The sequence below is a fragment of the Weissella viridescens genome, assembly GCF_003862435.1.
GTDB lineage: Bacteria > Bacillota > Bacilli > Lactobacillales > Lactobacillaceae > Weissella > Weissella viridescens_A.
Genome location: NZ_RHGY01000003.1, coordinates 134,251 through 154,555, shown reverse-complemented (window position 1 = coordinate 154,555; position 20,305 = coordinate 134,251). Strand labels below are relative to the sequence as shown.

Here is a 20,305-nt window from a genome sequence, read left to right as displayed (position 1 = left end):
TTCCAAGTGTTATCCCCTGCTAAGAGGTAGGTTTCCCACGTGTTACTCACCCGTTCGCCACTCTTTGCAATGTCCATCGTCATATCTGAGCAAGCTCTTCAAATCAGTTGGACCACAAAGCGTTCGACTTGCATGTATTAGGCACGCCGCCAGCGTTCATCCTGAGCCAGGATCAAACTCTCATTTTGTACTTACTCCATAAATGAAGAAAGGTTTCAAAAGCTTGATATTACTCAATTTTTCTTTTTGTTGTTTAACAGATTGTTAAACGAATTTACTAGCGAATTGACTTCGCAAATRTTTGCACCAAATAAATTTGGTGACCCTACACATTTGTTTATATCGAAACGATATTCAGTTTTCAATGATCTACTTGTATCTACCAAGAAGCTGTTTTACCAACGACTCAACTTGATTAATAATACAGATTGATTCGGCAAATGTCAACAACTTTTTTCGTTGTTTTTGGAAGTGCTTTTTGAACATTTCCAATTGCCTTAACAACATTTATTACTATAAGCCTAAACCGAATGTTCGTCTCGTCAACTACTTATTTTTAAAAGATTTTCCTGAACAATAAAAAAAGCCGGCCAAGGCCGACTTTTTCTAAAACAATGCAAGTTGATTTTCATCTGGCATCCCCGTAAGAACACCATTATCGTTAAAGTAATCCATAAGTGTTTTTGAAACACCTCCACGTTGGGCTAGATCTTCTTTTGATAAGAACTCCCCTTCTGCTCGAGCGGCGACAATCCGTTTTGCAACGTTATCACCTAACCCTGGGACGGCATTAAATGGGGCAATTAAAGTATTTCCCTCAATAATCCATTGCTCTGAATCAGATTTATATAAATCAACCATACTGAAATCGTAACCTCGCTCTAAGGCTTCATTAGCGATTTCCAATACCGTTAAGAGATCCTTATCTTTAGCTGATGCATCATTTCCTTGTTGTTTAATTTCTTGAATTTTAGACTTTGTAGAGTTTAGGCCACGTGACATCGCCACAATATCAAAGTTAGTTGCCCGAACTGAGAAGTAAGCAGCGTAATACAACATTGGGAAGTACACCTTATAGTAAGCAATCCGCAATGCCATAAGGACATACGCAGCAGCGTGAGCCCGTGGGAACATGTACTTAATCTTGAAACAAGACTCAATATACCATTCTGGCACACCCGCTTCGCGCATTTCAGCTTGGTACTCTTCAGAGACACCCTTACCTTTACGCACCTTTTCCATGATTTGGAAAGCCGATTCAGGTTGTACCCCATAATTAATTAAGTCGGTCATAATCTTGTCACGCGTTCCGATAACCGTTCCAATATTAGCGACCCCATCCTTAATCAATTCATCGGCATTGCCTCGCCACACATCAGTTCCGTGTGAAAGTCCTGAGATTTGGAGTAATTCAGAGTAGTTTTTAGGATGTGTTTCTTCCAGCATGCCTCGAACAAACGCTGTTCCGAATTCAGGAACACCTAAAGTACCCGTTTTAGACATAATTTGTTCTTCTGTCACACCAAGTACTTCTGGAGATGAGAAGAGACTCATCACACCTGGATCATCCATTGGGATGGTATGTGGATCAATCCCTGACATATCTTGTAGGGCACGAATCATCGTTGGATCATCATGACCCAAGATATCCATCTTCAAAATGTTGTCGTGAATCGAATGGAAATCAAAGTGAGTTGTCTTCCATGTAGCAGATAAATCATCTGCAGGGAATTGAATTGGTGTGAAATCATAAATTTCCATGTCATCAGGCACAATTAGGATTCCCGCAGGGTGCTGACCCGTCGTTCGCTTAACACCAGTTGCACCATTAGCCAAGCGATCAATTTCTGCCCCACGTAAATGGAGTTCATTTTCACGTTCATATGCCTTGGCATAACCGTAGGCTGTCTTATCAGCAACCGTCGCAATCGTACCTGCGCGGAATACGTTATTTTCACCAAATAACGACTTCATGTAGTTATGGGCGTACGGCTGGTAATCTCCCGAGAAATTCAAATCAATATCTGGAACTTTATTCCCTTTAAATCCCAAGAAAGTGGCGAACGGGATATTATGCCCATCCCCAATTAAGCGCGTCCCGTCAATTGGGCTGAACTTTTCAGGCAAATCATACCCAGATTCATACTTTCGTGGATCTGCAAATTCAACATAATCACCCGAGGCACTACGATAATGTGGCGGTAGTGCATTCACTTCTGTAACACCAATCAAAAGAGCAACTAATGAAGAACCGACGGATCCACGTGAACCAACCAAATAACCGTCTTTGTTTGATTTAGCCACTAAGCGCTGCGCCACCAAATAAATAACAGAGAATCCATTGGAAATAATTGATTTTAATTCTTGCTCAATACGAGCTTCAATCACTAATGGTAAGGGATTACCATACATTTCATGCGCCGTATCATAGGTGCGTTGCTTAATTTCCTCTTCAGCTGTCGGCATGTTAGGTGGATAGTTACCAGACTTAATCGCCTCAACATCATCCACCATATCAACAATTTTATGCGGATTATCAATTACAAGCTTTTCTGCCTGTTCTTGACCCATCCACGCAAAGTCATCCATAACTTCTTGGGTGGTTCTAAAATGCAAATCTGGCAAACTATAACGGTTAAGCGGATTTGCCCCACCTTGTGAGCTAATGAGGACTTTACGATAAATAGCATCTTCCGGATTCAAATAATGCACATCACCCGTTACGACGACTGGCTTATCCAGTTGTTCTCCAATCGCTACAGCTTGCTGCATTAATTCACGCAAACGCGCCTCATCTTGGATTAACTCAGCTTCAATTGCTGGTACATAGTTAGCAGAAGGGTGAATTTCAATATAGTCATAGTATTTTGCTTTTTCTGTTGCTTCAGCAATTCCCTTTTGCATTAAAGCTTCCCAGAATTCACCAGAGGTATCTCCAGTTCCAACAAGCAAACCATCTCGATATTTGTTCAATAGAGAACGTGGAACTCGTGGCACACGATAAAAGTAATTTGTATTCGCTTCAGAAATCAGCTTATACAAATTCTTGACCCCTTGTTGGTGTTGGACTAATAAGACAGCTTTGTTCGGACGTCCATGACTCCAAGCATCATGTTCTGTCATATGATCATTGAGCTGATCGGCATACTCAATATCATAGTCCTTTTTGGCTTGCGCTAAGAAAATTTGGTTCAAATGACCCGTAGTCTCCGCATCATAAATCGCACGATGATGATGTTCCAAATTAACGTTAAAGTGCTTAGCCAATGTGTTCAACCGATATGACCGCATATTTGGGTATAGGAATCTCGCAAAAGTTAGGGTATCGATGACTGAATTTGCGATGGTTGGCATGCCATATCGAACAAACGCCTCGTTCACAAAACCCACATCGAAAGTCACATTATGTCCAACTAAAATATCATCCCCATAAAAGTCTCTAAATTCTTCCAAAACTTGTTTTTCGGGTTTTGACCCCTGCACATCTGCGTCTGTAATTGACGTTAGATTAACAGTCGTTTCACTCAGTGAAAATCCTGGATCAATAAATTCAGAGAATTCAGCAATGACGTTCCCTTTTTGCATTTTAACCGCTGATAATTCAATGATACGGTCGTATGCCGCTGAAAGACCAGTGGTTTCAATATCAAATACAACGTACTCAGCTCCATCCAAAACTTTATGCTGTGGATTTAAGACAATCGGCTCACCATCCTCAACCAGGTTCACTTCAACCCCATACAACATCTTAATGCCATTTTTGGCAGCAGAAGTTGCGGCTTCAGGAAAGCCTTGCGCCCCAGCTGTATCCGTTACGGCAATGGCATCCATTCCCCAGTCAGCGGCTTGCTTCACATATTCCCCGATACTGTTAGTGGCATCCATTGTCGACATCAATGAGTGCGTGTGTAATTCGACACGTTTTTTCTCACCTTCATAGGTATCCTGGCGGCTGGGGTGACTCACGATTTCGATATCGTATGCCGTCATCGTTAAATCACGGGCATAGTCATCCTGTTGAATGGGTCCACGCGCTTTAATCCAGGTTCCAACCTTTAGCTTTTCAAAAAAGGCATCTTCATTTTCATCACGTGAAAACTTCTTCACGATAAATGAACTAGTATAGTCAGTGACCTTGAGTTGAATCAATTGACGCCCTGACTTTAGTTCACGAGCTTCTGAAGCAAAAATGTAACCTTCAACAACTGCTGAACGTTCTTCTTCTTCAATCTCAATCATTGGGGTTGCAGCTAAATCGCTTGCCATCTTTCGCCCAATTGCTCGATCTGAATTTGCTTTAGCTGGCTTACTATTTGAAGCTTGTTTGCGTTGCTGTTGTGCTTGTTCAATTTGAACTTTTGCCTGTTCAGCAATGGTTTGCTCTTGTTGCGCCCGTTGCATGGCCATTTGGGCAGCTGATTCCGCCGCTTTTTGTTCATCAACTTGAATATCCACTGGTAAATCATGGGTTACCCCTAATTGGCGATATTGTTCGTTAATGATGGCCATCCCAGTTTGTTGGGCATACTTGGCCCACGCTTGGTTTGCAAAAACCAACACCAAATGATCACCTTGGACATGTGGCATCACTTGTGAAAAGGCACCTTGAAAAGCACCGGAACGCTGGTTTGTTTGTTGTAACACCCACGACCAATAGCTGGCTAACTCGTTTAAATCTGGTTGTGCCTGCAAAGTGTTTTGATAACGACATTGCGCAATTGATGCAAATGTACTTTGCATGCGATTCACTAAATTAGCAAAATCCGCCACCGGGGGTAAAGTCGTAAAGGCAAAGTTAAATTGCCAAACACGGGACTTCTTATGGACAACCAATTTTTCTAAGGCTGCGTCGTTAAAGCTTTCTGGAATCGTTTCAAAATCAAGCTGTTTGAGTAAAGTTTGAAATTGTTCCTGTGCTGATAAAGCCATCCGTTGCCTCCATTCTCTTTTATCATTTCACTCTATTATAACAAGGGAATCAAAAAATAAAAAAACCCAAGGGATTCCTTAGGTTTTCTTATTTAATCGTTAGTTCGTATTTTCAGCTTCGCCACCAAGCAAAATGCCTAATGTATTAGCCAATTCTTCTACGCGGACTTCGATGCTTTCTTCGGCCTTGCGCAATTTCACTTCAACAATACCTTCATCAGCCTTTTTACCAACTGTCACGCGAACTGGCAAACCGATGAGGTCAGAATCAGCAAACTTAACGCCCGGACGTTCATTACGATCATCCAAAAGGACAGAATATCCAGCTGCCTCAAGATCAGCATTAATTTCATCCGTCAATTGACGTTGTTCTTCGGTTTTATACTTAATCGGTACCAGATGGATATCCCATGGCGCTACTTCACTTGGCCAAGCAAGTCCATTTTCGTCAGCATTTTGTTCAGCAATCGCTGAAAGCAAACGTGATACACCGATTCCATAACTTCCCATGATTACGTCAGTTTGACGACCATTGGCATCCAGAACTTGGGCACCCAAAGCCTTTGAATAACGCGTACCCAACTTAAAGATGTGCCCAACTTCGATTCCAGATGTAAACTTTAGCTTACCCTTACCATCGATAGCAGGATCACCTTCACGGGCGACACGAATGTCGGCAACTTCATCAATACGGAAATCGCGGTCAATGTTAGCGTTCAAGAAGTGGAAACCAGCTTCGTTTGCACCAACCGTTAGGTTAACCATATCTGTTACCCATTCGTCAGCAATAATCTTAACTTCTTCACCGACCCCAACAGGTCCCAATGAACCAAAGCCAGCACCAAGAACTGTTACTGCTTCGTCTTCAGTTGCTAAACGCACTTCTTCAGCACCAGTCGCATGTTGGACCTTGACTAGGTTAACTTCAAAGTCCCCACGGACCAAAGCTAAGACCGGTTGGTCATCCGCAAACATCAAGATACTCTTAACCAATTGGTCAGGCGTTGTTTGCAAGTATTCGGCCAACTCTTCAATCGTTTCAACTTCAGGCGTGGCAATCTTTTCGCAATCCAAAAGGGCTGCATGTGACTTATTTGGTACGTAAAGATCCTTAGCCATTTCCAAATTAGCGGCATAATCAGACGCATCTGAATAAGCAATCACATCTTCACCAGCAGCAGCAGGAGCAGAGAATTCCTTTGAATCTGATCCACCCATGGCTCCGGCATCCCCAACAATGACACGGTAATCAAGACCAACACGGTCCAAGATGCGGATAAAGGCCGCTTCCATTTGATCATAAGCTTCATCAAGTCCCGCTTCATCAACGGCAAATGAATAAGCATCCATCATCATAAATTCACGCCCACGCAGCAAACCAAAACGTGGGCGGTTTTCATCACGGAACTTCGTTTGAATTTGGTACAAAGACAATGGCAAACGCTTGTATGACTTGATATCATCACGAATCAACTGCGTCATGGTTTCTTCGTGTGTAGGGCCGAGAATCATATCCCGGTTGTGGCGATTCTTCAACTTAAACAAGTTTGGTCCGTACGTATCGTATCGACCTGATTCTTGCCAAAGTTCAGCTGGCAATAAGACTGGGTCTAACATTTCTGAAGCATCTGCTGGATCCATTTCTTCCCGGATAATCGCTTCAATTTTGTTTAACACACGTTGTGCAAGTGGCAAGTAAGCATAGACACCTGCTGAAACCGGACGGATATATCCGGCACGTAACATCATTTGATGTGAAATCACTTCTGCATCTGCAGGGACTTCACGCAATGTTGGAATAAAGACTTTTGACTGTTTCATATTTTCCCCAACCCTTATTTTTTCGCAATAACTTGTAGCGACTCTTTTAGATATCTTACCATATAACTTAAAAATTGCGCCAATTACTTAAAAGAAGTGACACTCACAATGGAGTATCACTTCTTTTTGCGGTGCTATTTAATAAAGTAGCGCATGAGATCATTTCCGGTTACGGCAATCATCAATACCACTAGTAACGCCGCTCCTGCCATGGTCAAACCAAGCTCAAATTTTTCAGAAATGGGGCGATGGAAAATCGCCTCAATCAAGTTCAAAAAGAGTTTACCACCATCTAAAGCTGGAATCGGCAACAAATTCATCATCCCCAAATTAATCGACAGCATCGCTGTAAAACTAATCACGCTAATAATGCCAAAGGCGCTAGCCGTTTGCGTATTCTTATAAATAGCAACTGGTCCACCTAGTTTATTCAGTGAGAAATTCTGGAAGAGGCCAATAATGGCGTGCCAAATTTGGGTCACTGATTGAACTGTTATTTGCCAAGCATAAGATAAACGCGCCCCGGGCGCTTTAGTCATGGCTGGTGTGATCCCAATTTGTCGGACCTTCTGCCCCTGAACCGTCTTAGTTTGCGGTGTCACGGTTGTTTCATGGCGCTTTCCAGCGCGTTGATAAGTCACCGTTAAGTTCTTAGACGTCGACATCTGGACCTTCGTCTGCATCGCTTGCCATGACTTAACCGGCTTACCATTAATCTGTTCAATCTGATCACCAGATTTCAGCCCTGCCTGCATCGCTGCCGAATGGTTTTGTACATGATCGAGCGTTGTGGTCGTCACACCAGGTAACGCGAAGGCGACGCCAATAAATAAGACAATCGTCAACAAGAAATTATTCAACGGACCAGCAAAATTGATCAAGGCGCGTTGCCATAACTTGGCCGATTCAAATTGCGTATCCCGTGGTGCGATTAAGACGGCAGTCCCATCTGGCTCAATCATCGTCGCATCGTGATCAACAGCTAGACGCGTCAAGTCTGACGCGCCTTCAAAATACCCTTCAAGGTACAAGTCATCAACTAAATCAAAATCATTCACCACAAATGGACGTCCACCAATAATCTCAACTTGGTCAGACAAATTAATCTGATCAACAACTTGTCCGTCAAGCCCGACCGTCACAGTCATACCGGCTTGCAGCGGCGTCTCCTCAGCTTCAGCACGGCTGGCCATACGCACATACCCACCGACGGGTAAAATACGTAGGGTATAGGTCGTCCCATTATATTGTTTTTGAAATAATTTCGGTCCCATACCGATAGCAAATTCGCGCACACGCACGCCTGCCCTCTTGGCAAAATAGAAGTGACCAAATTCATGCACCATGACAATAACACCAAATACAAGAATAAACGTTATTAATGTCTGCATTGTGTTCTCCATTTTCTCTAATTATCATTGTTACCCACAAGTTTAATATATTCCCGGGCCGAACATAGCGTTCTTTATAAAAAATTATGCTTTCAAAATAAAAAAGACACGGCGCAGACGCACCATGTCTTTTTTCATTATAAATTACATGCAACCCAACAAGTAGAATACAGGGAATGCAATCAACATTGAATCAAAGCGGTCTAAGATACCACCGTGACCAGGCAAAATTGTTCCTGAATCCTTGACCTTGTAGAAACGCTTCAATGCAGACTCAATCAAATCACCAAATTGTCCGGCGATTGAAATGATAACGGCAATCAAAACCATAAGGCCCCAACCGTAGTGTAGGGGCACAAAGTAGGCATAAACTGCAGCAACTAAGACGGCACTAACCGTTCCACCAATTGAACCTTCCCAAGTCTTATTTGGACTAATGGCAGGTGCAAGTTTGTGCTTACCAATCTTACGACCAATCATGTACGCCCCTGAATCAGTTGTCCAAACAATTAATAGGACAAAGAATAGTGACCCAAGTCCGGCAAATCGTGCTTGGACAAACATATTGAAGCCAAGCCCGATGTACATCATCGCCAAAGTGAAGACACCAGCGTCTTCAAAGTTAAACTTGTTCTTTGTCAAAACGGTATGAACCAGCATCAATAGCACAAAAATGTAAAGCATCGTTGAACGGTGCATAATCACAGGCGCATCAATCGCTGACATAAATTCGGGTGGCAACGTCATCACTGCTGCCCCAACCATGGCTAAGATTGCCCCAAAATCAATGAGTAGCGTGCGACGCATCAACACAATTTCACTCGTTGCAATCACAGCCAAGGCTGCTGCCAAAATTTGAATCCAAATGCCGCCGGCAAATACAATTGGCAAGAAAATAGCCAATGCAACTACCGCGGTAATAACTCTCGTTCGCATAATATTAAATTCCTTATCTTTCTACTTTTGGTTACTCTTGTTTTCAACCAGCCCACCGAAGCGACGGTCTCGTTGTTGGTACGTAATCAGATTGTCAAAGAAAATGTTTGCCGTCAAATCTGGCCACAACACATCTGTAAAGACAAATTCAGCATAGGCCGATTGCCAAAGCAAGAAATTAGACAATCGTTCTTCCCCACCTGTTCGAATCAATAAATCTGGATCAGCTAACGCACCAAGTTGTCGGGTCATAAGGTGATCACTGACCGTTTCTTCAGTAATATCCGTCACAGCAAGGTCACCCTCAGCCACAGCCATTGCAATTTCTTGTACGCCTGTCACAATTTCAGCGCGTGAGCCATAGTTCAAGGCGAAGTTTAAAATCATCCCCGTATTTTCAGCTGTTTGTGCCATTGCATCCAACACAACGCGTTGTGTGTCAGTTGGTACGCCAGTGATATCCCCAATAATTTCCACACGGATATTATTCGCCTTTAATTCAGGAATAAACGTATCAAAAAACCGGCCAGGTAGCTTCATCAAGAAACCGACTTCGTCTTCTGGACGCTTCCAATTTTCAGTGGAGAAAGCATAAAGGGTTAGTACCTCAACGCCAACTTCAGCCGCTGCTTTAGCCACAGTCTTAACAACTTCCATCCCGCGTTGATGCCCAGCAATTCTAGGCATTCCTCTTTTTTTGGCCCAACGACCATTCCCATCCATAATCATGGCTACGTGTTTGGGAATCCGATCCAGATCTAAAGTCGCTGGGACGTCATCTGGGACCGATTTTGAACGATTAAAAATCATGGCAATTCCTCCGCCATCAAATGTAGTCTTATCTGTTTTAAATGCATAATTCGCACTAACAACAATCTTATCAGGTATTTTGTCTAAAATTTATAAATAATTTCTTAAAATTAAGCCTGTTCACTCTTTAAGATGGCTTCAATTGTCTCTAAGACCCCATCATGATTGTTATCTGCCAAGGCTGTTTCTGAAATTGCTTCATGCATAAATGGATCTGCATTAGGCATCACAAAGGGATGCCCAACATAATTAAGCATTTCTAAGTCATTGGCGTTGTCCCCAATTGCCACCATTTCATCTGGTATGATATTCCATTTATCTGCCAAGGCTTCAAGCCCCGTCCGCTTATTCACATTTGGTGCCAAAACATCGACCATGCCAAAGCCCGATCCAGTCACATGCATTTCCCCTTCAAATTCAGCCTTAAGGGCATCAATGTTAGGTTTTACGTCGGCATCTTGATCCCAGATTAATGAAACACGTAGGATATCATCATCGATATCGCTAAACTTCTCAACTTGGTATAAGTTATGGAAGAAGAAATGCAACATCTTCATGAGTTCCGGTGTGGCATGATTTGATACGTACGCCCCCTTTACTCCCGAAATCAGGATTAAATTATCCTGGACAGAAAAATGCTGGGCATTCCACTCCAAAACAGCCCGGACCTGTTCATGGCTTAGTGCTTGTTCAGCAATAATCGTTCCTTGACTGGTGACAACGGCCCCATTATCAGAAATATAGGTCACTTGGTCTGCACCAACTGGCTCAAAATAAGATTCTAATTTTGCGCGTTGATTACCACTGGCTGCCACAAAGCGAATGTCTTGTTCTTCCATTTGCTTTAAAAGTTGTTGCATGCGTTCCGTATTGAATTGCTTTTCGTCATTCAATAAGGTGCCATCCATGTCTGTGGCAATTAATTTAATGGCCATATCCTATACCTGCCTTTATTCATATCTTCAATATTTTAAAAAAATCGCTCTAAACCATATCTATTTTAACCGTCTCACCTATAGAATGCTACCTTTTTACCCGACTTCCCAAAGATATCCCACCGCTATACTGACTTATTTTCAGCCATTTCAAGAGTTTATGTTAGAATTAATGCAGGAGTTTTTACACAAATACATACAAATTCATGAAAGGTAGCCCTATGGATCAAGATTATACCAATCGGCTCAATCGGCTCGAACAACTTAATAACGTTGATGATGAACCCGAACATACCCCAAAACGGCCGCACCGTCGCCCCCGTCCTATTTATACCGACAAAATGTTTTGGATTTTAATGGTTGTTTCCGTTTTATCTCAGCTTGCAATTTGGTGGATTTATCCCCTCATTTATTCTAAACATCTTGTTGGTGGTCCTTGGCAAGAAACCCCCCTCTTGGTGTTTTATAGTATTTTACTAGCCTTAGCGACCTATCTCACTTTTTCATACGGGCTGACTTCGCGGATTAATTATTTATTCATCTTGGTCCCACTGGCCTTTATCTATTTTCTATATCAACAGATGACACTCCAGCAAATCATCTTATTGATTTTGTTGCCATTGAGCCTATTCCTGATTAATATCAGTTGGTTGAATCTACAAAATATACTCGGTTTGATTTTATACTCAGGTGTTGCAACGCTATCACTGCCTGTTGTTATCTTCTATCAACAAAACACATTTTTGACAACGCCTTTCCTAATGAGCCTTTTGCCCCTATTCCTCTGCTACCTCTACTATATGAGTAGTATTTTTATTCCAGATGGGCAAAATAAACGCATTACTAGTCTCGTTTTCGGCATTATTTTATTAATTAATGTCTTAACGTTACCTTGGAATTTTTGGACTTTCCTAGCCATCGGTGTCATCGTGGTCACTTGGATGGTTTTCATCAATTATGATCTTAAATTCAAGTATCGGATGGGCTTTCTATCATTCTTTGAAATGGTAACTGTTTTAATTATTTTTCTACAACAACGTTAAAAAAGGTATTCTCATCTGAGAATACCTTTTTTATTTAGTCATCTAATAATTCTAAAATTTTAACTGAATCCATGTTACGGAAATTTTCATTGTAATCCATCCCATAACCCACTAAAAATTCGTTTGGCACCTTAGCACCCACAAAGTCGACATCGACGTCACCGTTGAAACCTTCAGGACGCTTATCAGTTGCCACTGCAATGTAAACGCGTTTAGCACCACGTTGTTCAAAGTCAGCCTTCAAGTAACGTAAAGTTAGCCCTGAATCGACTACTTCATCCATAATTAGGACATTTTTGCCTGCCAAATCAGTTTTTAAATCACGTTGAATCGTGATATGACCAGTCGAGTGGTCCCCCACATAACTAGAAACATCAATATAATCCATAATTACATCTGGGCGATCCATAGCCCGCAAAAGGTCAGCCATCCAAATGTAGGCCCCCTTCATAACACCAACAACCACTAATTCTTCACCAGCTGTTTCAGTATTAATTTCATTGGCCACACGTTGCACCATTGCTTGAATATCTTCGGGCGTTAGGACCGTTCGTTGCAATTTGTATTCCATCAATTAAGCCTCTTCGTTCCAAATATTAAATAAGACATTCGTTTGTTCGTTTGAAGGCCCCACTGCGAAGGTATAAAGTGGTACACCAATTAATTCTTCGACACGCTTCAAGTAACGTTGTGCATTTTCAGGCAAGTCTTCACGACGACGAACCCCGGTAATATCTTCATCCCAACCAGGCAATTCTTCGTATACTGGTTCAGCACGGCGCACTTCTGCCAAGCTAGCTGGATAGTGTTCAATCACTTGTCCATCTAGCTCATAAGCAACCGCAATCTTAAGCGTTGGTAAACCAGAAAGGACATCCAGTGAGTTCAATGACAGGTGAGTAAACCCACCAATGCGTGCAGCGTGACGTAATACAACTGTATCTAGCCAACCAATACGACGTGGACGCTTTGTTACAACACCATATTCGTGACCAACGCGGCGGATCGTTTCACCAACTTCGTCAAACAATTCAGTCGGGAAAGGACCATCACCAACACGTGATGTGTAAGCCTTAGCCACCCCAACAACACGGTCAATCTTCGTTGGGCCGATTCCAGCACCAATCGTTGCACCACCACCTACAGGTGAAGAAGACGTGACATATGGATATGTTCCATGGTCAATATCCAACATCGCCCCTTGCGCACCTTCAAGCAAAACTTGCTTGTCTGTATCCAAGTAATCATTCACAAGTACAGCAGTGTCAGTAATGTACGGACGTAAGGCATCCCCATATCCGGCAAACTCTGTCACAAGTTCATCTAAATCAAGTGGTGCATGATCATAAATCTTTTCAAGCAATTCATTCTTATCAGCTAACACTGGTGTTAGACGCTCACGCAAAATATTTTCATCTAACAAGTCTGTCATACGAATTCCGACACGAGCCGCCTTATCCATATAAGCAGGACCAATGCCGCGACCCGTTGTACCAATCTTGCCATCACCCTTCTTGGCGTCAGACAATTGGTCAATCAACATATGGTAAGGGAAAATAACGTGCGCACGGTCTGAGATACGCAAATTATCAGTAGTAACATTCTTAACTTGAATTGAGTGCAATTCTTCAAGCAAGGCCTTTGGGTTCACAACAGAACCATTTCCAATGACGGCCAAACGCTCTGGATCAAAAATTCCTGATGGAATTGAAGATAATTCAAATTTTTCACCGTTAACATAAATGGTGTGCCCAGCGTTGTTACCACCTTGGTAACGCACAACCATATCAGCATCTTGTGCAATGAAGTTTGTAATCTTTCCTTTACCTTCATCACCCCATTGACTACCAACTACTACGATTCCTGCCATGTGTCGAAATTCCTCATTTCTATCGTTTAAAATAACATTTTTAACAAATTCGGTATGCACTGCAATCATTCGAATAAATCCACTAAATGCGAACATTCTTTCTCAATCACAGTGCAAATCTATTTTAACAACAAACGATGCGCTTGACAAGTTTTTAAAAAAACAATCGTTCGTTTTATTCAGTTATTTAATCGTTTTAAAAAACTAAAGTTCGTGTTTACGTTGACTTACCCCTAAAATAGTCTTAAAATATGAAATTGTCACGACTTATAACCCCACATTTTAGGAGGATCCAATGGATACTATTCGCAAATACTTCCAGTTTGATACGTTAAACACGAACTTTCGAACTGAAATTGTTGCTGGATTAACAACTTTCGTTTCAATGGCCTACATTCTATTTGTTAACCCCACTGTCTTAGGGGCAGCTGGGATGAATAAAGGCGCGGTCTTCACCGCGACTGCGCTTGCCAGTGCCATCGCTACTATCTTCATGGGATTAGTCGCCCGCTATCCCATCGGAATTGCGCCTGGTTTAGGTGTCAATGCATTCTTTGCATATTCCGTGGTTGTCGGCATGGGCATCCCTTGGCAAACTGCCATCGCTGGTGTTTTAGTTGCTGCTATTATTTTCTTAATCATGACTTTATTTAAAGTTCGTGAGGTGATTATTGATATTATTCCGCAGGATCTAAAAATTGCCATTGCCGCCGGAATCGGGCTTTTCATTGCCTTTCTTGGCTTGGTCAATGCCGGTGTGATTGTTAAGAACGACGCAACTTTGGTTGGCTTAGGTCATCTCAGCCAACCCGCAACGCTTCTAGCTGTCTTTGGTGTTTTGGTTACTTTCATCTTGATGGCACGTAAAGTTCCCGCTGCAATTTTCGTTGGTATGATTATTACGACAATCGCTGGAATGCTAACTGGTTTGATTGATTTCCCACACCATTTGATTTCAACAGCGCCTTCGCTTAAGCCAACCTTCGGTGTTGCAATCAGCCACTTAGGCGACATCAACTCCTTGCAACTTTGGATTGTGGTCTTAACTTTCCTAATTGTTACCTTCTTTGACACAGCCGGAACTATGATTGGTTTGGCAACCCAAGCTGGGTTCATGAAGGATAACAAGATGCCACGTGTCGGTAGCGCTTTGATGGCCGATGCTGTCGGTATGACTGCCGGTGCCGTCCTAGGAACATCACCAACTTCCGCTTACGTCGAATCATCATCTGGTATGGCCGTTGGTGGTCGTAGTGGTGTTTCTGCCATTACAACTGGGGTGCTCTTCATCTTTGCGCTCCTCTTCTCACCTTTGCTTGCTATTATCACACCGCAAGTTACTGCTCCCGCCTTGATTGTTGTTGGTGTCTTGATGGCGTCAAATCTACGAGACATCAATTGGGATGATTTCGCCATCGCGGCTCCCGCCTTTATGATTGTCATTGGTATGCCTTTGACTTATTCTATTTCTGACGGAATTGCCCTTGGATTCATCTTGTACCCAATCATGATGATTGCCACAAAGCGTGGTAAGCAAGTCCACCCACTTATGTATATCCTAGCCTTAATCTTTTTGGTCTTCTTGTATGTGACCGTTAAATAAGGCTTTAAATAAAGCAACACAATGACGTCCCCGCACAGCGAGGGGCGTTTTTTTGTGGGCAACCCACAAAAAACAATGGCCTTATCCGCCCCGTAAGCACAAAAAAAGACTTTCGCTATCTCGAAAGTCTTTTGTATAAATTAACGCTCTGGTTGTGTCTCTTTTTCTGCAAACTCAGCTTGTAGTGCCGCTTGTTCTTGGCGGTATACCTGAATGGTGCGTTCTAAGATACCTGGTTCCACTTGATCTAACGCTTGACCTAGAATCTCAGCTGCTTGCGTGTAATCATAATCACGTTCGTAGTATTGGCGGGCCTGCTTGGTTGCTTCCACCACCTCTGGAACATCCGGATAATTTTGTGCCTTACGGACCAGGCGCTCAGCTACTGCAGCAGCCTCCAACATCTTTTCCGTTGTTTCATATAAAGTATCTAAATCCGTGCTTACAATCGCCAACTGACGCGCCACATCATCAATATTGATGCGGGCTGCATTCATTTGTTTCTCAGATCGTTCAAGTTCATCAGAAACGATATAAAAATCAGATTTGTATTGCGTTGAAATCCCTTGAAGTCCTTGACGTTCAACACGACGCTGAATTTGACGCATTTTATTCTTCAAAAGTACTAAACGACTACGTTGTTGACTCAGACGACTAGGTAGTTCCGCAAATTCTTGCCAAAGTTCACGTTGCTCATTCTGAATTCGAACAAGTTCATCATGAATATTCGCTTGCGGTTCTAAGACTTGTGAATAAACCACTTCATGGGCATTCACCGCAATCTTAATGTCCGAAATTTGACGGTCTAAATTAGATAATTGTAAATGCCAACTGCGAACCATACCATCCTCATCTTTCGTGAAGATGAAGTCTTGTGATAAACGATCCAATTCAATATTCAAATCGTGATTTAACAATTTATTTTGACGTAGTCCCTCGCCCAACTCAGTATTATGTTGGACGACCACTTTTTGCGCCTGCATTTCTTGTTCAAAAGTCTCGTATAGTGTATCAATTTGCGTTTGCAAAACATCAATTTGTTCTGAGACCTTTTTCAAAAGTAAGTCTGCCATCGCATCTAAGGCGGATTGACGTTCTGTTTCCAATTGATCCAAGGTTTGTGCCACATCAGTATCAAATAAGAAGCCATCATCATGCAATCGGTTGTAAGTTGCATTTAATTCAACCAATTCATCCTTAATCGTCGTATCTAAGTTAGTATACAAGGCAGGGATTTGATCAATGCGTTGCTCTAGTTGGGTTGTCTCCATCCCCAATGATTCGTAAATCTCAGCGGCGGCGGCGTGATCACCACGTTCCGTTAAGCGTGAAAATTCAGCAAATTCATCCTCTAAATTGCTCAACACATCTTCTAATTTATCAATGGCTGGGCCAAATTGAAAACTTTCCGATAAGAGTAATTTACGCAACTCTTGATATTCTGTTTCTAAGTCTTTCACTGCTTGCTTATGTGCCGCGTCAAGTTGCTTTAAATCACTCAATCCTTGGTTCACAATATCAACGGTGGTCTTGGCATCACGCACTTGTTGTTGCAATTGGTGCAATGATTGGGTCGCCTTCACAAAGTTAGCCCCCTGTGAATCATATAGCACTTGTTCAGCCTGACTATCAATGTCAGCAAACCCATGCTTTTCCAATTGCTCATATTTACGCTCTAGTATTTCAAATTGCTGTAACGATTGCCCCGTTAAGCTGAGTTGGCGTCCTTCAACAATGCGATCACGCATTGGAATTTGCATCAATTCATCCTTTTCTTGCTTCAGTTTGGTTACTTTGTGGGCAGTCAATCGTTGAGAAATGAAAACAATGAGGTAGATTGCGGCAGAAACCACAATTAGACCGATTACGATATGGCCAATTTCTGTCATCACTCATTTACTGGTAATTGCTTCCAATTACCAAACTCCTTTTATCCCAGATTTAATTGTTTCTAGCCTATCATGCTAACGCCACAAAAGGGGGAATTTAACGTCGCTTTTAGCTTAACTTGGGGTTCTTTACTTTTTTTTAATTGATTGCAACCGTGTGACACTTGTTTCAAGTTATTCGAACCATTTTTGGCACAAAAAAAACACGACATTTCTGTCATGCTCTTTTGAACCAAATTCGGTATAACGTTTAAAATTATCCCAAACGGTTGTAGTATTCAACGATAAGTGATTCGTTGTAATCGTGATCCAATTCTGAACGTTCTGGGTTACGAACAAGTGAACCCTTCATTTCATCGCGATTGAATTCAACGAATGGCAAAGTACCAGCTTGTGCATCCAATGAAGCTTGGATGTATACGTTGTTTTGTGACTTTTCACGAACTGTGATTTCTTGACCAACAGCAACTTCGTATGAAGGAATATCAACACGCTTACCATCAACCAAAATGTGGCCGTGGTTTACAAGTTGACGTGCTTGTTGACGCGTTGAGGCCAAGCCCAAACGGTAAACGATGTTATCCAAACGACGTTCCAACAAGATCATGAAGTTATCACCGTGAGTACCCTTGCGGACACGACCGGCCTTGTTGAACAAGTTGTGGAATTGCTTTTCAGTCAATCCGTAAGTGAAACGAACCTTTTGCTTTTCAGCTAATTGTAGACCATAATCAGATGGCTTTGAACGACGGCCTTGACCGTGATCACCAGGCGCGTACGCGCGACGTGCAAGTTCTTTACCACTACCTGACAATGAAACGCCTAGACGACGTGACAAACGGTACTTAGGACCAGTATAACGTGACATATTAAATGTCCTCCAGAATTTTATTTTTGTTGAATTCTAGAGGATTGCCTCACATTCGTGCAATTGACCCACACCTTCACCACTGCAGCGCGGCTACTAGTAATGTTCTCTACCAAATGGTAGGTCGGTCAATTGGGGACGAGCTGCGGACAATCCGCTGCAGTTTTCAACAGTGCTTTAATAGTAACAAAAATACCTGTAGTCAGCAAGTTTTATTTTTTAATACGTGTTAAGTCGCCTTAACGATCTAAGAAAAATTCGAAACGTGATCCGACATATTGCGTCCGAACATATTCAAAAGGTTGATCATTTTGATCAAACGTAATTTGTCGAAGCACCAAGATTGGATCACCGCGGCGCATATCTAACAACTCAGCGACGCGTTCAGTAACTGCGGCAGCCGTCACCGTTTGTTGGGCGCGTGTCACCCGAATACCTTGCTTTTCATACAACGTTTTATAAAGTGACCCTGTTAATTCATCCCGATCCAGATTTTGGATCAATTCCGCTGGAATCGAAGCTACTTCAAAAGCAATAGGTTCACCATCTCCATAACGGACACGCTCCATGCGGAGCACTTTGGCATTATCTGGTAAATTTAAACGCTTTTGCTCTGAAGTCGATGCAGAACTCAAATGGTAACTCATGGTTTTTGACGTCGCAACTTTACCAGCCGCTGCCATCATATCCGTAAATGAGCGAACCCCATTCAATTGCTCCTGCACTTTCGGCTCAGCCACAAAAGTCCCTGAACCAACGCGTCGATCTAAAACACCTTCATCAACCAAAAGCATAATTGCTTGGCGCAATGTCATCCGCGAGACATCAAATTGTTCCGCTAGTTCGCGTTCTGCTGGTATTTTTTCGCCTGGTCGCCAGCGGCCTGCATCAATCGCCTCGCGAATTTCATCATGAATTTTAATATAGACCGGTGCCTTCATCTTTTTATCTCCTACTTAGGGGCATCTGCTTTCGTAAAGTGCCGACCAACACTGTAAGTATCTGTCAATTGACTTAAATCGTGTGTAAACACGTTTAGATCGGCATCTTTGCCCACTTCTAAGCTTCCTTTTTGTGTTAAATTAAATTCTTTGGCTTGATTTACCGAAGCCATTTGAACTGCTTGTTCAATACTTGCACCAGTAAAGGCCATCATATTACGGAATGCATCATCGAATTCCAAAACGGAACCGGCAAGCGCTCCATTTTCCAAACGTGCTTGCTTATCTTTGACCCATACCTTTTGACCACCTAGTTCTGACTCACCATCACCCAAACCTTTAGCACGCATTGAGTCTGTTACTAAGTCAATGTGTTCGGCTGTCTTTACTTGATATGCCAACTTCACCATATCTGGTACAACGTGGAAACCGTCGACAATGAGCTCACCATTCAAACTAGGTTCAAGCATTGCGTGTCCAGTTACGCCAGCCTCACGATGGTGCATTGGACGTTGCGCATTATACAAGTGCGTGACACGGTTGGCTTTAACGTGGTCCTCTAAAAACTCACGCGTTGCATCAGAATGGCCGATTGAACCAACAATGTGGGCTTGCAATAGGTAGTCTTCAAACTCAGCTAAGTTTTCTGCTCGTTCTGGTGCGTACGTAATCAAGCGCACGCGATTACCTGATAATTCATTCCACTGTTTCACTAGGTCAACTGATGGCGCAATCATATACTGTTCAGGTTGCGCACCCTTATAATGCGGATTCACAAACGGCCCTTCAAGATGAACCCCTTTAATCGCAGGTTCTTGTTTAGCCGCTTCATTAATGGCAATCATGGCTTGATCAATCTTTTCAACTGATTGCGTCATTGTCGTTGGAAAGACCGTTGTGATTCCTTCACTCAATTGACCTTGCACCATTTTCAAGATGTCATCAACATTTCCATCCATGGTATCAAATCCATATGCACCATGGGTGTGCACATCGATAAAGCCTGGAACAACAATCTTTTGTTCCATGTGCATCACCTCATCGCCCTCTTTCGGTGCGAAGTCAGCCATTGCGCCTAAATCTTGGATTGTCTTATTGAAACGAATAAATCCGTCCTCAATAACAGGCATCTCTGCATTACCAGTATAAATAGTAGCGTGTACAATTACTTTACTCATCATTTCCCCCTATGAAATTAGCCAGGTAACTTGTTCACCTCTATTATAGATGGTCTAGTCCAATTATGCCAGTCCTTCGTGTTATTTCATT

Annotated in this window: 14 protein-coding genes and 1 rRNA gene; 2 read left to right on the top strand and 13 right to left on the bottom strand. The window is 42.5% G+C overall.

Annotated features, from left to right (window positions below; genetic code table 11):
- The 7 genes from D3P96_RS04405 to D3P96_RS04375 all read right to left on the bottom strand — a co-directional run.
- A 16S ribosomal RNA gene (locus tag D3P96_RS04405) occupies window positions 1–188 on the bottom strand; the annotation flags it as partial.
- Window positions 189–606: 418 nt separating this feature from the next.
- Window positions 607–4,929, bottom strand: coding sequence for a PolC-type DNA polymerase III (locus D3P96_RS04400; RefSeq protein ID WP_124943169.1), 4,323 nt, complete (start codon window positions 4,927–4,929; stop codon window positions 607–609).
- Window positions 4,930–5,028: 99 nt separating this feature from the next.
- Window positions 5,029–6,750: a proline--tRNA ligase gene (locus tag D3P96_RS04395; RefSeq protein WP_124943168.1), complete on the bottom strand. Its 1,722-nt coding sequence runs from the start codon at window positions 6,748–6,750 to the stop codon at window positions 5,029–5,031.
- A 134-nt stretch (window positions 6,751–6,884) separates the two neighbouring features.
- On the bottom strand, window positions 6,885–8,141 hold the full coding sequence (rseP, locus tag D3P96_RS04390; protein ID WP_124943167.1) for an RIP metalloprotease RseP: 1,257 nt from the start codon (window positions 8,139–8,141) through the stop codon (window positions 6,885–6,887).
- A 144-nt stretch (window positions 8,142–8,285) separates the two neighbouring features.
- Complete coding sequence (locus D3P96_RS04385; RefSeq protein ID WP_124943166.1) at window positions 8,286–9,077, bottom strand: phosphatidate cytidylyltransferase; 792 nt, start codon at window positions 9,075–9,077, stop codon at window positions 8,286–8,288.
- Window positions 9,078–9,098: 21 nt separating this feature from the next.
- Complete coding sequence (locus D3P96_RS04380) at window positions 9,099–9,887, bottom strand: isoprenyl transferase (RefSeq protein WP_124943165.1); 789 nt, start codon at window positions 9,885–9,887, stop codon at window positions 9,099–9,101.
- Between the two features lie 110 nt (window positions 9,888–9,997).
- Entirely contained in the window at window positions 9,998–10,822 is an 825-nt protein-coding gene (locus D3P96_RS04375; protein ID WP_124943164.1) for a Cof-type HAD-IIB family hydrolase, read from the bottom strand.
- Window positions 10,823–11,043: 221 nt separating this feature from the next.
- On the opposite strand from D3P96_RS04375, the gene D3P96_RS04370 reads away from it, so the two are divergent.
- On the top strand, window positions 11,044–11,865 hold the full coding sequence (locus tag D3P96_RS04370) for a hypothetical protein (RefSeq protein WP_124943163.1): 822 nt from the start codon (window positions 11,044–11,046) through the stop codon (window positions 11,863–11,865).
- Window positions 11,866–11,899: 34 nt separating this feature from the next.
- On the opposite strand, the gene hpt is transcribed toward D3P96_RS04370, so the two are convergent.
- Window positions 11,900–12,436 carry a hypoxanthine phosphoribosyltransferase gene (gene hpt / locus D3P96_RS04365; RefSeq protein WP_124943162.1) on the bottom strand — a complete coding sequence of 179 codons (537 nt, stop codon included), beginning with the start codon at window positions 12,434–12,436 and terminating at the stop codon, window positions 11,900–11,902.
- A 3-nt stretch (window positions 12,437–12,439) separates the two neighbouring features.
- Window positions 12,440–13,735, bottom strand: coding sequence for an adenylosuccinate synthase (locus tag D3P96_RS04360; RefSeq protein WP_124943161.1), 1,296 nt, complete (start codon window positions 13,733–13,735; stop codon window positions 12,440–12,442).
- Window positions 13,736–14,030: 295 nt separating this feature from the next.
- On the opposite strand from D3P96_RS04360, the gene D3P96_RS04355 reads away from it, so the two are divergent.
- Window positions 14,031–15,338: an NCS2 family permease gene (locus tag D3P96_RS04355; RefSeq protein ID WP_124943160.1), complete on the top strand. Its 1,308-nt coding sequence runs from the start codon at window positions 14,031–14,033 to the stop codon at window positions 15,336–15,338.
- A 140-nt stretch (window positions 15,339–15,478) separates the two neighbouring features.
- Here the strand turns inward: D3P96_RS04355 and D3P96_RS04350 are convergent, their stop codons facing one another.
- The 4 genes from D3P96_RS04350 to nagA form a co-directional block, all read right to left on the bottom strand.
- A complete protein-coding gene (locus D3P96_RS04350) occupies window positions 15,479–17,227 on the bottom strand; it encodes a septation ring formation regulator EzrA (protein WP_124943159.1) in 1,749 nt (582 codons plus the stop codon).
- Between the two features lie 256 nt (window positions 17,228–17,483).
- Window positions 17,484–18,095: a 30S ribosomal protein S4 gene (gene rpsD, locus D3P96_RS04345; RefSeq protein WP_124943158.1), complete on the bottom strand. Its 612-nt coding sequence runs from the start codon at window positions 18,093–18,095 to the stop codon at window positions 17,484–17,486.
- Between the two features lie 239 nt (window positions 18,096–18,334).
- Window positions 18,335–19,036, bottom strand: a complete 702-nt coding sequence (locus D3P96_RS04340; protein ID WP_124943157.1) for a GntR family transcriptional regulator — start codon at window positions 19,034–19,036, stop codon at window positions 18,335–18,337.
- Between the two features lie 11 nt (window positions 19,037–19,047).
- Window positions 19,048–20,214, bottom strand: coding sequence for an N-acetylglucosamine-6-phosphate deacetylase (gene nagA / locus D3P96_RS04335; protein ID WP_124943156.1), 1,167 nt, complete (start codon window positions 20,212–20,214; stop codon window positions 19,048–19,050).
- Window positions 20,215–20,305: the final 91 nt, after the last annotated feature.